This window comes from Streptomyces sp., from assembly GCF_050698815.1.
Taxonomy (GTDB): Bacteria; Actinomycetota; Actinomycetes; order Streptomycetales; family Streptomycetaceae; genus Streptomyces.
On record NZ_JBOHCV010000043.1, the window covers coordinates 1 to 14152 of the forward strand.

At 70.0% G+C, this 14152-nt stretch carries 13 protein-coding genes and 2 pseudogenes; 6 read left to right on the plus strand and 9 right to left on the minus strand.

Features of this window, described 5'->3' with window-relative positions:
- A partial coding sequence (locus ACRDP3_RS01625; RefSeq protein WP_431514978.1) for a flavin monoamine oxidase family protein occupies positions 1-767 on the minus strand: 767 nt, incomplete at its 3' end.
- 256 nt (positions 768-1023) lie between these two features.
- Complete coding sequence (locus ACRDP3_RS01630) at positions 1024-2172, minus strand: RNA-guided endonuclease InsQ/TnpB family protein (protein WP_431514989.1); 1149 nt, start codon at positions 2170-2172, stop codon at positions 1024-1026.
- Between the two features lie 36 nt (positions 2173-2208).
- Between ACRDP3_RS01630 and tnpA the strand changes: the two genes are divergently transcribed.
- Together tnpA and ACRDP3_RS01640 are read left to right on the plus strand one after the other, a co-directional pair.
- Positions 2209-2637 (plus strand): IS200/IS605 family transposase, encoded by a 429-nt coding sequence (gene tnpA / locus ACRDP3_RS01635; RefSeq protein WP_431514979.1) that lies wholly within the window; start codon positions 2209-2211, stop codon positions 2635-2637.
- A gap of 151 nt (positions 2638-2788) precedes the next feature.
- A pseudogene (locus ACRDP3_RS01640) lies at positions 2789-3007 on the plus strand (VOC family protein); the annotation flags it as partial.
- Positions 3008-3014: 7 nt separating this feature from the next.
- On the opposite strand, the gene ACRDP3_RS01645 reads toward ACRDP3_RS01640, so the two are convergent.
- Entirely contained in the window at positions 3015-3455 is a 441-nt protein-coding gene (locus ACRDP3_RS01645) for a VOC family protein (RefSeq protein WP_431514980.1), read from the minus strand.
- A 185-nt stretch (positions 3456-3640) separates the two neighbouring features.
- Positions 3641-4738: a calcium:proton antiporter gene (locus ACRDP3_RS01650; RefSeq protein ID WP_431514981.1), complete on the minus strand. Its 1098-nt coding sequence runs from the start codon at positions 4736-4738 to the stop codon at positions 3641-3643.
- A 176-nt stretch (positions 4739-4914) separates the two neighbouring features.
- Here ACRDP3_RS01650 and ACRDP3_RS01655 point away from each other — a divergent pair, with 176 nt between their 5' ends.
- On the plus strand, positions 4915-5958 hold the full coding sequence (locus ACRDP3_RS01655; protein ID WP_431514982.1) for a cation diffusion facilitator family transporter: 1044 nt from the start codon (positions 4915-4917) through the stop codon (positions 5956-5958).
- A 57-nt stretch (positions 5959-6015) separates the two neighbouring features.
- Here the strand turns inward: ACRDP3_RS01655 and ACRDP3_RS01660 are convergent, their stop codons facing one another.
- The 3 genes from ACRDP3_RS01660 to ACRDP3_RS01670 form a co-directional block, all read right to left on the minus strand.
- Positions 6016-7245, minus strand: coding sequence for a cytochrome P450 family protein (locus ACRDP3_RS01660; protein WP_431514983.1), 1230 nt, complete (start codon positions 7243-7245; stop codon positions 6016-6018).
- An 85-nt stretch (positions 7246-7330) separates the two neighbouring features.
- A complete protein-coding gene (locus tag ACRDP3_RS01665; RefSeq protein ID WP_431514984.1) occupies positions 7331-8935 on the minus strand; it encodes an MFS transporter in 1605 nt (534 codons plus the stop codon).
- A 180-nt stretch (positions 8936-9115) separates the two neighbouring features.
- Entirely contained in the window at positions 9116-10072 is a 957-nt protein-coding gene (locus ACRDP3_RS01670) for a hypothetical protein (RefSeq protein WP_431514985.1), read from the minus strand.
- Positions 10073-10279: 207 nt separating this feature from the next.
- Here ACRDP3_RS01670 and ACRDP3_RS01675 point away from each other — a divergent pair, with 207 nt between their 5' ends.
- The gene (locus ACRDP3_RS01675; protein ID WP_431514990.1) at positions 10280-12559 is read left to right on the plus strand and encodes a heavy metal translocating P-type ATPase; all 2280 of its coding nucleotides are present in this window, start codon (positions 10280-10282) and stop codon (positions 12557-12559) included.
- Positions 12560-12614: 55 nt separating this feature from the next.
- Here ACRDP3_RS01675 and ACRDP3_RS01680 read toward each other — a convergent pair whose 3' ends face one another.
- Positions 12615-12920, minus strand: coding sequence for a metal-sensitive transcriptional regulator (locus ACRDP3_RS01680; RefSeq protein ID WP_431514986.1), 306 nt, complete (start codon positions 12918-12920; stop codon positions 12615-12617).
- Positions 12921-13085: 165 nt separating this feature from the next.
- Here ACRDP3_RS01680 and ACRDP3_RS01685 point away from each other — a divergent pair, with 165 nt between their 5' ends.
- Positions 13086-13253 (plus strand): hypothetical protein, encoded by a 168-nt coding sequence (locus ACRDP3_RS01685; protein WP_431514987.1) that lies wholly within the window; start codon positions 13086-13088, stop codon positions 13251-13253.
- Positions 13250-13777 (plus strand): pyridoxamine 5'-phosphate oxidase family protein, encoded by a 528-nt coding sequence (locus ACRDP3_RS01690; RefSeq protein WP_431514988.1) that lies wholly within the window; start codon positions 13250-13252, stop codon positions 13775-13777. Before ACRDP3_RS01685 ends, ACRDP3_RS01690 begins: the two co-directional genes overlap by 4 nt.
- 36 nt (positions 13778-13813) lie before the next feature.
- On the opposite strand, the pseudogene ACRDP3_RS01695 reads toward ACRDP3_RS01690, so the two are convergent.
- Positions 13814-14152, minus strand: a pseudogene (locus tag ACRDP3_RS01695) (transcriptional regulator); the annotation flags it as partial.

Genomic DNA, 14152 nt, shown 5'->3' on the forward strand with positions numbered 1-14152 from the left:
TCGATGCCGAACTCCTCGGACTTCAGCACCCCGATCGGGACGGTGACCACGACACGGTTCGCCGTGAACACGCCGTGTTCGGTGGCGACCTCGACTCCGTCGGATGACCAGCGCACCGAGGTGACGACGTGCTCGAGCCGAACATCGAGTCCCGTCGAGAGGTGCGTCGCGAGGGCGTCGTAGCCGTCGGGGAAGACGACCTCGTCGCCGTCGATCAAGTCGTCGTCGAGCCCGTGCGCGTCGAGCTCGTCGATCCAGACGCCGTACTGCTCCTCGGTTCGATGGCGCAGGTACTCTCGGACGCGCTCGGCGCGTTCCGCCCCCCAGCCCTGGGCGGCCAGGGCCGACTCGACCGCCTCGCCGTACGAGCGCCCCGGCGTGATGGCGGCCACGACGCGGGCGAGCTCGGCGTCCACCGCGTCGATGTCGGCCACGAAGCGCTCCACTTCGTCGTCGGTGAGACGAACGCCCGAGGGACCGTAGTACGCGATGGGCCGGCTGTAGGGCTGGTACCCGCCGACCGTGAACTCCACGGTCCGCAGCCCGAATGCGGCTGCCGCCGCGGCGACCGGGCTGTCGGTGACCCCGTGGATCCAGGACGCGCCGAGATCGGTGACGACCCCGCCATCCCGGTCGCTCCAAACACGTCCGCCGATGCGATCGCGAGCCTCGAGCAGGACGACCCGCCGACCGCTCCGGGAAAGCAGTCGTGCCGCAGTCAATCCTGCGATACCCGCACCCACGACGATCGTGTCGACTCGATCCATCGCACCCACCACCTTCCCGGCGCGCTTCGCGCGGCGCGCCAGGTCAGCGTAGTGGGCGGTGCAACCTCTCGGCGCTGAGCGCTGAGCGCTGATCGCGTCTTGGCGCCGCGGTGCGCCAACGTGCCGCCATATACTCGCGGGTCAACTACTCGGCCGTGTAACGACCGAGCTTGCTGGCTCGGTTCGGTACGGCTGCGTTTATGCTCCCGACTGCCCTCTACGAATGGGCGGTCACGGGTCACATCTACCGTGCCGGCTATGCCGGGACGGGATCGGGCATGTTGACGAATACCCACGCCGAGCGTGCGCGAGTGCGCACGTTGACCCCGGCGACGTGGTCGGCTGGCCCAGCGAGGCCACACCGGCGACAGGAGAAGTGGTCCCGCGATGGGCGGTTGTTCTTCGCGGTGTGGCCGCAGCGCGGACAGCGTTGCGAGGTGTAGGCCGGGTCGACCTCGATGAACGGCACACCTGCACGGCGCGCCTTGTACTCCAGGAAGGAGCCGAGTTGGTGGAACGGCCAGGCGGACAGACGGGCCCGCTGGTCGCGAGGAACCGTGACCCGCTCACGGATGCCCTGGAGCTGTTCCAGGGCGATACCGCGTTCGGTGCGTTGCGCGACGGCAACCGTCTGCTTGGAGATCTTGTGGTTGATGTGGGTGGCGTGCCTCGCTTCTCGGCGGGCGCGTTTTTTGAGGAGCTGCTTGGCCGAGTGGGTGCGCCTGGCCTGGAGTTCGGCCTTCTTGCGGGCCTGCCACCTGCGGTAGCGGCCCAGCCTGCGGCCGGAATGGTTGGTGCCGTCGGAGGTGGTGGCGAGGTTGACGATGCCCCGGTCCACCCCGATGAAGTCCCAGGGTTCGAAGACCTCGGGCTCGGGGATGTCGATGGTGGCGACCAGGAACCACTTGTTGTCCCGGTGGACAAGGTCGGATTCGCCCCTGCGATGCTCGGTGAGCTGCTTGAGCGCCTTCGGTGAGCAGGCGAACCGCAGGTTCTTCACCCGGCCCGCCAGGGTCCAGACCGAGACCGTTCGGGCGTCGTACTGCCAGGACAGGCACCGGTCGTCGTACGTGTGCGCCGCGTCAGGACGGAAGACGACCGGCTTGGACTCGGCCTTACGGCGCCGCTTGGCGCCTTCGGGGCCGAGGTTCCCGGCCCGGATGTTCGCCCGCAGCGTGGTGTACGCGTCACACACGCGCTTGATGACGTGCTGCGCGGCCTGCGCCCCAAGACCACGAGCCTTGAGGCGGCCGTAACACAGCTTCCGCAGCGGCGTCTCCCGGCCCTTGAGCCCGAACTCCCCGAACGCTACGGACGACACCCAGTTCGCCGCCTCGTTGGCCGCGCGCAGAGTCGTCTCAAGAGCCGGTGCCTGCACGGCATCCGGCATGAGACGAACCTGCACGACGAGTTTCACAGGCACGACTCTATCATCGTGTCTATGTCACCTCGATGGGAACCAAACCCCGATATTCGCAGGGGCCGTAGTGTCGTCTACACCCTCCACGCGCATCTGGTCTTCACCCCTAAGTACCGCCGTCACGTCTTCACTGGCGAGATCCTGACCCGCTGCGAAGAGGTCATGCGGGAGGTGTGCGCAAAGGCCAACGCCGAGCTACGCGAGTTCAACGGCGAGACCGACCACGTCCACCTCCTCATCCACTACCCACCCCAGGTCAAACTCTCCACCCTCGTCGGCTCCCTCAAGGGCGTCTCCGCCCACTACCTCCGCAAAGAGTTCTCCGACCACATCCGCGAATACCTGTGGGGCGACCACTTCTGGTCCCCCTCCTACTTCGCCGCCTCCTGCGGCGGGGCACCGCTGGCGGTGGTCAAGGAGTACATCGAGAACCAGAAGCGGCCTGACTGAGCACAGCCATCGTCGTGGGAGCATTCCGCAGCGATGCGGCGGCGCTCCGCGCCGCCCACCTCAGGATGCAATTCCTCCCGAGGGCCAAAGCCCCGGGGTTCCTTGCAAGATGCCGCTGAATTCCCACCGGCGGGTCGGCGGAGGTCCTGACGTGACCAGTAAGTTCACCGAGCTTGCGATCGACTGTGCCGATCCCGACGGTCTCGCCCGGTTCTGGTGCTCGGTCCTTGGCTACGAGGTGCTGGACGAAGACGACGGCGTTGTCACCATCGGCTCCCCTTTGGTGCCTGAAGGCAAGAACCACCTCGGCCCAGTGCCACCGACGTTGGCGTTCGCGCACGTGCCCGAGGGCAAGACGGTCAAGAACAGGCCCTCCTTCAGCTGAGCTGCTCGGCCAGTCCGACGATGATGCCCTCGGGGCCGCGGACGTAGCAGAGCCGGTAGCTGTCCTCGTACTGCGCCAGCTCGCCGACGAGTTCGGCGCCGTGGGTGTGCAGGCGGGAAACGACGTCCTCGATGTCGTCGACGGCGAACATGATGCGACGAATGCCCAGCGTGTTCGCCGGCGCGTCCTTCGGGTCGGCGCTGATCGCCTTCGGCGTGTGGAACATCGCCAGCTCGATTCGGCCGTGGCCGTCCGGGGTCCGCAGCATGGCGATGTCCTGTCGGACGTCGTCGAGCCCGATGACCCGCTCCACCCAACGTCCCTCGATCGGGGCCTTGCCCTCCAGTTCCATGCCGAGTTCGACGAAGAACGAAATCGCGGCGTCAAGGTCGTCGACAACGATGAGGACGTTGTCCATCCGCTGGATCGTCATGCTGGGTCTCCTTGGTGTGGTACGGCCACCGTGGCCGCGTCCACCCCTGGGACGGAGCCGCCGGGCCCTTCTCGACATCCGCTGCCACGTCTTCTTCGAGACGCCGCAGTGCCGACACGCACCAATTGTACCGCTTCGGACAAAAAAACCGCAGGTCAGAGACCCTCTCGCTGCCCTGCTGGGCGTCAGGGGTTGATCGCGAGGAACAAGAACGCGGCGAGCAGGGCGAGGTGAACGCCGCCCTGGAGCCGAGTCGCCCGGCCCGGGACCACGGTGAGGGCGCTGACGAAGACCGTCAGCGTAAGCAGCACCAACTGGGTTGGACCGAGACCGAGCAGCAGCGGCCCCTCCAGCCAGACCGAGGCGATCGCGATCACGGGGATGGTCAGTCCGATGCTCGCCATCGCCGATCCGAAAGCGAGGTTGAGGCTGATCTGGATCCGCTCCCGGAGGGCGGCCCGCACGGCGGCAAGCGTCTCCGGCAGCAGGACCAGCAGAGCGATCACCACGCCGACGAAGGAGTGGGGGAAGCCCGCGGCCTGGACCCCGGATTCGATCGCCGGGGACTCCACCTTCGCCAGCCCGACGACGGCGACGAGCGCCACCAGCAGCAGGCCGAGACTCGCCGCGGCCTTCCGGCGGGTCGGCGGAGGGGCATGCTCTTCGACGTCGGCCGCGCCGCCTTCGGAGACCACCGGGAGGAAGAAGTCACGATGGCGCCCGGTCTGGGTGAGCACGAACAGGACGTACAGCGCGAGCGAGGCCAGTGCGGCGAAGGCGAGTTGCGCGGAGGAGAACTTCGGGCCCGGCTCACTGGTGAACGTCGGCAGCACCAGGCTCAGCGTGGCCAGGGTGGTCACGGTGGCCAGTGCCGCGCCGCTGCCCTCCGGATTGAACAGCGCCATTCCGTAACGCAGCGCACCCACCAGCAGCGAGAGACCGACGATTCCGTTGAGAGTGATCATGACTGCGGCGAACACCGTGTCGCGCGCCAGTGAAGCCGTTTCCGGACCTCCGGAGACCATGAGGGTGACGATCAACGCGACCTCGATCACCGTGACCGCGACCGCGAGGACCAGTGACCCGAACGGCTCGCCCACCCGGTGCGCGACGACCTCGGCGTGGTGCACCGCCGCCAGCACCGCACCGGCGAGGATCATGGCCACTCCGGCGATCCAGCCGGCCCCGAGGTCACGTCCCCAGGTCAGGCCCAGCACCACGAACGCGAGCAGCGGCACGAGGACTGTCCATGACAGCAGCGGTGAGCGGCGAACATCGATCATGGACTCACCCTACTGACCGGCTCCGGCCCATGGTTGAGCCGCCGAGTGGCATCAGCATCGCCGTATGCCGACGGATCAGGGTTGGTTCTCCGGCGCACCTGCGAGTGCTGCGCACCTGGTCACGGAGCGTATGACGTCCGTAGCCGCAATCGAATCGGTGTGCCAAGGTGAGTGTCATGGAGGGGAACCGGCACACTCATCCGCACGGCCACCACCACCCGCGGGCCTCCCGTCCGGGCCGCCTGCGGCATCGGCTCGCCCATCTGGTCACGCCGCACAGCCACGAGACGAGGGACAAGGTCGACGCGGCGATGGAGACCTCCCGGGAGGGGATGCGCACGCTGTGGCTCTCCCTCCTCATCCTGGGGGTGACCACGGTGGTCCAGGCGGTGATCGTCGCGCTGTCCGGTTCGGTGGCCCTGCTCGGCGATACGGTCCACAACGCCACCGACGCGCTGACGGCCGTCCCGCTGGGGATCGCGCTCATGCTCGGGCGGCGCGCCGCGAACCGCCGTTACACCTACGGGTACGGCCGCGCCGAGGATCTGGCGGGCATCGTCATCGTGTTGACCATCGCGGCTTCGGCGGCGCTGGCCGCCTACACGGCGGTCGACCGGCTGCTGCACCCCCGCGACATCACCCATCTGTGGGCGGTGGCCGCAGCGGCGGCAGCCGGGTTCGCCGGAAACGAGTGGGTGGCCCGGTACCGCATCCGCACCGGCCGGCGGATCGGTTCCGCCGCCCTGGTCGCCGACGGGCTGCACGCCCGTACCGACGGCTTCACCTCCCTCGCGGTCCTGCTCGGCGCCGGCGGGGCGGCGCTCGGCCGGCAGGCGGCCGATCCGGTCGTCGGCCTGCTCATCACGATCGCCATCCTGTGGGTGCTCAAGGACGCCGCCCGCGAGGTCTGCCGCCGGCTGATGGACAGCGTCGACCCGGAGCTCGTCGAGAAGGCGGAGGACGCTCTGCGCGGTGTGGACGGGGTGCGCGGCGTCGGGCAGGTGCGGATGCGCTGGATCGGTCACGCCCTGCGCGCCGAGGCCGACATCGTCGTCGGCCCGCACTTGACCATCGTCCAGGCCCACCAACTGGCCGTGGCCGCCGAGCACTCCCTGATCCACGCAGTTCCGCGTCTGACCGCCGCGACCGTCCACACCGACCACACCCCCGTCGCCGGCGATCCGCACGCGTCCCTCGCCCACCACGGCGGCGACGGCTGAGGGATGGCCGCCCGGCGGTGAAGCCCGGCCGGAGTCTCCGGCCGGGCCGACGTACACCTACCCGTGGCGCAGGAAGACGGGCAGCGCGGCGACGTCGTTGCCGATGAAGGTGTGCCTGGGCTCGACGTCCTCCGGCTCGACGGCCAGGGCGAGGCGGGGGAAGCGGTCGAACAGGGCGGGCAGGGCCACTTGGGCCTCGAGCCGGGCGAGACGCGAGCCGGGGCAGAAGTGGGCTCCGGCCCCGAACGCGAGGTGTTCCTTGTCCTCGCGGTCGATGTCGAAGACGCCCGGATCGTCGTGGACGCCGGGGTCGCGGCCGTGCGCCCCGTAGCAGATCAGAATGGCGTCTCCGGCCCGGACGACGACGCCTTCGCCGAGGTCTATGTCCTCGGTGGCCCAGCGCATCGGCAGATGCATGACCGGGCAGTGGACGCGCAGTGACTCCTCGATCGCGTCGGTCCACCGGCCCGGTTCGGCCAGCACGGCGGCGAGTTGATCCGGGTGGGCGAGGAGTTCGCGAACGGTGTGATCGATGAGGTTGATCGTCGTCGTACTCCCGCCCCCGATCATCAGGAGCAGCGTGGAGATCAACTCATGTTCGCTGAGCGATTCCTCGCCCTCCTCCCGCGCGGCGAGCAGGAAGCTGGTGAGGTCCTCGCCCGGATCCCGGCGCCGGGTGTCGATGAGGGTGCGCATCGCGACGTCCATGTCGTGGTTGACCGCGAGCGACTCCTCCTCGGTGGCGTCCGTGGACCCGGCCGCCCTCAGCACGCGGAGCACCTCCGCGCGCTGGCCGGCCGGGACGCCGAAGAGGTCGCAGATCACCTGGGTCGGCACCCGGTAGGAGAAGTCGGTGTGCAGGTCGACCGGTTCGTCTGCCGGCCGTGCCCACAGGTCGTCGAGAAGGCCGGCTACGGCGGCCTCGATCTGTGACTTCATGGCGTCGATACGCCGGGGAGTGAACGCTGGCGTGATCAGTTTCCGCAGCCGGGCGTGCTCCCGCCCCTCGGCGGTGGCCATGGAGTCCACATCCACCCACGGGGACAGCCAGGGTACGGAGCCCGGCTGGTAACTCGGCACGTTCTTCTTGAGGTTACGGGAGACACTCGGGTGCGTCAGCAGGCGTTTGACGACGTCGCCACGGGTGACCGACCAGGCCCCGACTCCCTCGGGCAACTGGACGGGAACTGCGGGGCCCGCCGCACGAAGGCGGTCCACCTGTTCGTACATGCACCGGCCGCCTCTGCTGTCGAGGTCCATGCTGGTGGATGTGCTGAAGCCGATCATTGGTGCGCCTCCTGTGCAGTAGGCGGGCGACGGCTGGGGCGGGCCAGGCCCGCAACCCCGGACCGGGGCCGCCCCAGCCGGCCGGTCAGTTCTTCGTGCCGGGACCCTCGGCCGCGACGGTTTCGGCCGCCTGCTCATCCGGCTCCGGCGTGGCGGACGCCGCGCCGGTGGGCGGAACGTGACGGAGCATCACGGCCGCGACGATCGCGCCCGCGGCGGCGATCCCGGCGGCCACAGCGGCGCCGGCGTTGAGTCCGCCGGCGAAGGCCTCGCGGGAGGCCCGAAGGAGGGCCGCCCCCATCTCGGCCGGGAGTTTCTCCGCGGCGGCGACCGCGCCGTCGAGGTTGTCCCTCGCCGCGGATTCTGCCGCCGCCGGCAGGCCCGAGGGAAGAGCGCCGTCGATTTCGCTGCGGTAGCGGGCGACGCCGATGCTGCCGACGATCGCGACTCCGAGCGAGATGCCCAGGTCGTTCACGGTGGAGCTCAGGCCGCCGGCGGCCCCCGCCTTCTCCGGCGGGACCGAGCCGACGACGAGGTCGGTGGTGAGGGCCATGGACGGGGCCACGGCGGGATACAGCACGATGAAGCTCACGATGAGGAGCGGCAGGCTGGTGGTGGCCCCGATCTGAGTGAACAGCAGGTAGCCGACCACCTGGATGGCCAGCCCGGTGGCGATGACGTATCCGGGCCGCACCCGGCGGGCCAGGACCGGGGAGAGCGTGGCCACGGCGATCAGCACGAGTGCCGCGGGAAGGATCGCGAGCCCGGTCTCCACCGGCGAGAGTCCCCGGACGAGCTGCAGGAACTGGGTGAACATGAGATACACGCCGCCGAGCCCGGTCGCGGCGAGGATGAACACCCCGAGCGCGCCGCTGACGGTGCGATTGCTGAACAGCCGTACGTCCAGCAGCGGTTCGGAGGAGTGCAGCTGACGGACGACGAACCACGCACCGAAGGCGAGGCTGGCCGCGACGGCCAGGAGGGAGACGAGGACCGGCTCGCCCATGGCGATGGACTTGATGCCGTAGGTGAGCGGCAGCAGGGTCGCCAGCAGGAGAAGTGCGCTGAACAGGTCCAGCTTGCCCGCGCCCGCGCCGTGGTGCCTGGGCAGCAGCAGCGGTGAGCCGATCAGCACCACCGCCATGACGGGCACCGCGACCAGGAACGTCGCGCGCCAGGTGAAGGCCTCCAGCAGGAGCCCGCTGAGCAGCGGGCCGATCGCCACACCGGCGGAGATGGCGGCCGCCCAGGTGCCGATGGCGACACCCCGCTGTTTCGCATCCCGGAACATCGTGAAGATCAGGCCCAGCGTGGCGGGCATCTGCGCGGCGGCGGCGACGCCGAGGGCCGCCCGCCAGACGATCATCAGCGCCGGATCGTCGGTTGCGGCGGCCACCACCGAGAGGACGCCGAATGCCGCCGCCCCGATCATCAGCAGATTCCGGTGTCCGACCCGGTCGGCGACGGTGCCCATCAGAACGAGGAACCCGGCCATCAAGAAGCCGTAGACGTCCAGAATCCACAGCGTCTGCGTACTGCTGGGCGCCAGATCCGCCGCCATGTACGGGATCGCCAGGAACAGGATGGTCAGCATCATGAACAGGAGCATCGCGGGCAGGACCAGCAGGCCCAGCCCCATCCACTCCTTGCGTCCGGCGCGCGACTCGGACGAACTGCTCACCGAGGACATCGGTTTCTCCTTTCCCGGCGGTCGCCCGGCGGGCGTCGCCCTGCATCCGCCGGCCACATGCGCGCCGGCGGCTGATCGATCGGCAATACCCCTGCGGGGTAAACGTATCGCAAGCTACGACCCGGGGGTATCCGGTGTCAACGGGTCGGCCGGGCCCGGATGTTGGCGGCCGGCGAGCAATCAGTGCCCGTGACCGTCCGAGGAGCCGTCCTCGTGCTCCGGGGCGGGGGCGGGTGCGCCCGTTCCCGTCCTGACGGTGAAGTCGGCCGTCCGCACCTTGCCGTCGTGCCGGAACTCGAAGAAGAGGCGGTACGCACCCTTGCTCGGGGCGGTGGCGGTGAAGGAGACCCCGGGTCCCGGCTTCGTCCTGCCGTCGCCCGGCTCGCCTCCCGGGTGTACGTGCAGATAGGCGAGGTCTCCCGAACGCAGCGCCACCAGGTGCCCGTACGCGCCCAGATAGGGCTTCAGATCGGTGACCGGCTTCCCGTCCTTGCTCACCTTGAGGGTCAGCTCCCGCGCCGAGCCGGGGTTGAGCCGGCCGTCCAGGGTGACGGTGTAGCCGTCGACCTCGGCCGTACGGGAAGGCTCCGGCAGCTCTTCCGGCTCGTAGTCGCCGGCCACGGCCAGGTCGGCTCCGAGCGTGAGGCCCTTGCCGTCCCCGCCCCCGGCCTTCCGGGCAGCGGGGACGAAGTCCGCGAAGAGGCGGTAGTCGCCCGCCTCCGGCAGCTCCGCCTTCGTGCTCCAGGTACCGTCCTTCGCCCGGTCCGGGTGCAGGTGACGGTAGGTGGCCAGGTCGCGCGAGGCCAGGATCAGGTGCAGTTCCTTGCCGTGCTCGCGCTGGTAGGAGGTGACCTTCCGGCCTTTGCCGTCGCGGATCACGAAGCGGACCTCGTCCCGCTTCTCCGCGTCGACGCGCGGCGTCTTCAGGTCGAGCGAATAGCCGCCCTCCGACACCTGCAGGCCCCCTGCGGGGTCGGCCGCTCCGCCCGCGCCCTTGTGGCCGCGGTCGTGCGAAGGCGCCTCCTTCCCGCGCGCCGCGTCCGCGACGGGACCGACGCCGTCCCCCACCCCGTACGCGACGCCGAAGGTCGCGCCGAGAGCGGCGGCGAAAGCGGTGATCTTCAGTCCTGTGTGCATGACCTTCCCCTCGAAGCGGCCGCCTCGGGAAGGGCGGCCGAGTTCGTTCAAGGTACCATAGGGGGGTATTGTTTCAGCCCGGGGAAACGTTGGACTGGATAGGGGGTGGGGGTATATATTCGAGGACAGACCTGATACCCCTCCTGGGGTATCAGGGAGCGGATACCGGAAGCGCACGAGGAGCAGGACGTGAGTCAGAGGAGCATGATGACCACCACGGTCCAGGGGTCCGGCGAGATCGACCTCGTCATCGGCGGCATGACCTGCGCCTCGTGCGCCGCCCGTGTCGAGAAGAAGCTCAACCGCATGGACGGTGTCGCGGCGACCGTCAATTACGCGACGGAGAAGGCCAGGGTCAGCTTCCCGAGCGGCACCGACGTGGCCGACCTGATCGCCACCGTCGAGGCCACCGGCTACACCGCCACGGCCCCCGCGCCCGCACCCGCGGACGCGGGCGGCGAGGACGCGACGGGCGAGAGCGGCCCGCACCCGCCGGACCACGGGCCGGACGAACTCCAGCCGCTGCGCCAGCGCCTGACCACCGCCGTCGTCCTGGCGGTCCCGGTGATCGCGCTGGCCATGGTCCCGGCATGGCAGTTCGAGTACTGGCAGTGGCTCTCCCTGACCCTGACCGCGCCGGTGATCACCTACGCCGCGTGGCCGTTCCACCGGGCGGCGTTCACCAACGCCCGGCACGGCGCGGCCACCATGGACACCCTGATCTCGCTCGGTACGAGCGCGGCCTTCCTGTGGTCCCTGTGGGCGCTGTTCCTCGGTACCGCGGGCATGCCGGGCATGACCCACGGCTTCGACCTGACCATCGCCCGTACGGACGGGGCCGGGAACATCTACCTCGAGGCCGCCGCCGGCGTCACCGCCTTCATCCTGGCCGGGCGGTACTTCGAGGCCCGCTCCAAGCGCAGGGCCGGCGCCGCGCTCAGGGCGCTGCTGGAACTCGGCTCGAAAGAGGTCACCGTTCTCCGCGACGGCCGCGAGGAGCTGATCCGCACCGAGAAGCTGGCGGTCGGCGACCGCTTCCTCGTCCGTCCCGGCGAGAAGATCGCCACCGACGGCGTGGTCGTCGAGGGCAGCTCCGCCATCGACACCTCCATGCTCACCGGGGAGTCCGTTCCGGTGGAGGTCGGTACCGGCGACAGCGTCACCGGCGCCACGCTCAACGCCGGGGGACGCCTTGTCGTCGAGGCCACCCGGGTCGGCGCCGACACCCAACTGGCGCGGATGGCCAAGCTGGTGGAGGACGCGCAGAGCGGCAAGGCCGCCGCACAGCGGCTGGCCGACCGGATCTCCGCGGTCTTCGTCCCCGTCGTGATGGCGCTCGCGCTGGGCACGCTCGGCTTCTGGCTCGGCAGCGGTGCCGGGCTGACCGCCGCGTTCACCGCGGCCGTCGCCGTGCTGATCATCGCCTGCCCCTGCGCCCTCGGACTGGCCACCCCGACCGCCCTGATGGTGGGCACCGGCCGTGGTGCCCAGCTCGGCATCCTGATCAAGGGCCCGGAGGTTCTGGAGAACACCCGCAAGGCCGACACGATCGTCCTCGACAAGACCGGGACGGTGACCACCGGCAGCATGACGCTGCTCGAGGTGCACACCGGCGACGGCGAGGACGAGTCGGAGGTGCTGCGGATCGCCGGCGCGCTGGAGCACGCCTCCGAGCACCCGATCGCACAGGCCGTCGCCGCCGGTGCGACGGCGCGGGTGGGACGGCTGCCCAGCCCCGAAGAGTTCACCAACGTCCCCGGTCTCGGCGTGCAGGGCGTGGTCGACGGGCACGCGGTGCTGGTCGGACGCGCACAGCTGCTGCGGGAGTGGACGATCGACCTGCCGACGGACCTCGAACGCGCCAGGAGCGCCGCCGAAGCCGTCGGCCGTACGGTCATCGCCGTGGCCTGGGACGGCGAGGCCCGGGCCGTGCTCGAGGTCGCCGACGCGGTCAAGGAGACCAGCCCCGAGGCGGTCAGGCGGCTACGGGGCCTCGGACTGACGCCGATCCTGCTCACCGGCGACAACACGGCCGTGGCGGAGTCCGTGGCCGCCGAGGTGGGCATCGAGGAGGTCATCGCCGAGGTGATGCCCGAGGACAAGGTCGACGTCGTCAAGCGGCTGCAGAAGGAGGGCCGTTCGGTCGCCATGGTGGGCGACGGGGTCAACGACGCCGCCGCGCTCGCCCAGGCCGACCTCGGGCTGTCGATGGGCACCTGCACGGACGCCGCGATCGAGGCCGGCGATCTGACTCTCGTCCGCGGCGATCTGCGCGCCGCCGCGGACGCGATCCGGCTGTCCAGGAAGACCCTGGGCACCATCAAGTCCAACCTGTTCTGGGCCTTCGCCTACAACGTGGCGGCGCTGCCCCTGGCGGCGGCCGGGCTGCTCAACCCGATGATCGCGGGAGCGGCGATGGCCTTCTCCTCCGTCTTCGTCGTCAGCAACAGCCTGCGCCTGCGCGGGTTCAAGGCGACTGCGGGCTGAGCACGGAGCGGAAGAGCGGGACGGGGCGGGGCGGGGCGGCCATTCGCCCCGCCCGTCAGGAACGCACGAGCCGGGCGATGGCCGCCGAGGCCTCCTTGACCTTCTCGTCGGCCTCCGGCCCGCCGGCGGCGGCCGCCTGGACGACGCAGTGACTCATGTGCTCGTCCAGCAGCCCCAGCGCGACGGACTGCAGCGCCTTCGTCATGGCCGAGACCTGGGTGAGGATGTCGATGCAGTACTTCTCGTCCTCGACCATGCGCTGAAGTCCGCGCGCCTGGCCCTCGATGCGCCGCAGCCTGCGCAGGTAGTCCTCTTTGCGGTGGATATAGCCGCGCCCACCGGTCTGCTCGGTGTCCTCCACGCGTCCCTCCCGGTGACCAGGTCCTTCTTCCTACGAACACAGTACCTGGGAACGGTGTAGACAGATGGGCACTGGTGACCGGTTTCAGGACAAACTGATTGCCGCCCGGCAACGGCCGGGGTACGGTGCGGGCCAAAGGCTACCCCCCTAAGGTATGGAGCCCTGATGAGCCAGTCCGTGTGGCGGCACGCGCCCCGTGTCCCCGCCGCGCTGCGGTCGGAGTCCGGCCGCGCCGTTCTCGACTGCCTGCTCGGATGCGCCGTACGCGCGCTCTCCCACCGTCAGGCCTGCAACGGCCGCCCCTCGTCAACGACGTCGAAAGGCCCCGTATGACGCACGACGACAGCCTGACCGCCCGTACCGGGCGGCTCCTCGACGAGGCGCGGTACCTGAACCTGGCCACGGTGTCGCCCGAGAGCCTGCCCTGGGTGTCGGTCGTGGAATACGCCTGGCTCGCGGGCCCGCTGCGCTTCGTGTTCGGCTCCGCCACCGGGTCCCGGCACAGTCGCGACATCGCGTCCTCGCCCCGGGTCAGCGGCTCGCTCTTCGTGACCGGCGGAGCCGCCACCGGGGTGGACTTCGCGTCGGTCGACGGCGCCCAGTTCACCGGGCGGTGCGCGGAGATTCCGGCCGACGAGCTGGACCGGTACCACTCCGTCTTCTACGAGGCCGTGTTCCCGGAGGAGGCGCAGCGTACGGAATGGATGCTGCCGCCCTCGTCGCTGCGGGCGCCGACCGCGCACCGGCTCTACCTGATCGAGGTCGAGCGATGGTGGCTGATCGACACCCGCACCTGGGCGGAGGACCGGATCGACCGGCGCATCGAGGTGCCGCTGGCCGAACTGGCCGCCTCCTGAGGGGAGCTGCGTGCTCCCCCCGGACCGGAGAAGTTCTCAGCCGGCGTCCTCGACGCTCCGGGCGAGGGTGCTCCAGAACACGGTCTCGTAGGCGTGCACCATACGCGCGGTCCGTACGGCCTCGGCCGGATCGTCGCCCTCCGAGAGGCCTGCCTCCAGCGTGGCGGTCGCCTGGTCCAGCAGCTCCTGCGGAGTGTCGGCGAAGTAGCGGAAGTGTCCGAGCGCGGCCTCGCCGAACCCGTACCGGGACGCCAGCCCGTCGGCGGCGCGGGTGTAGTGGCCCCCCGACTCCTCCACGTTCGCGAGCAGGGCGAGGGCGATGTCGCTGCGCGTACCGATGAGCGCGGCCTGCGTCAGGTAGGCCGGGTACGCCTG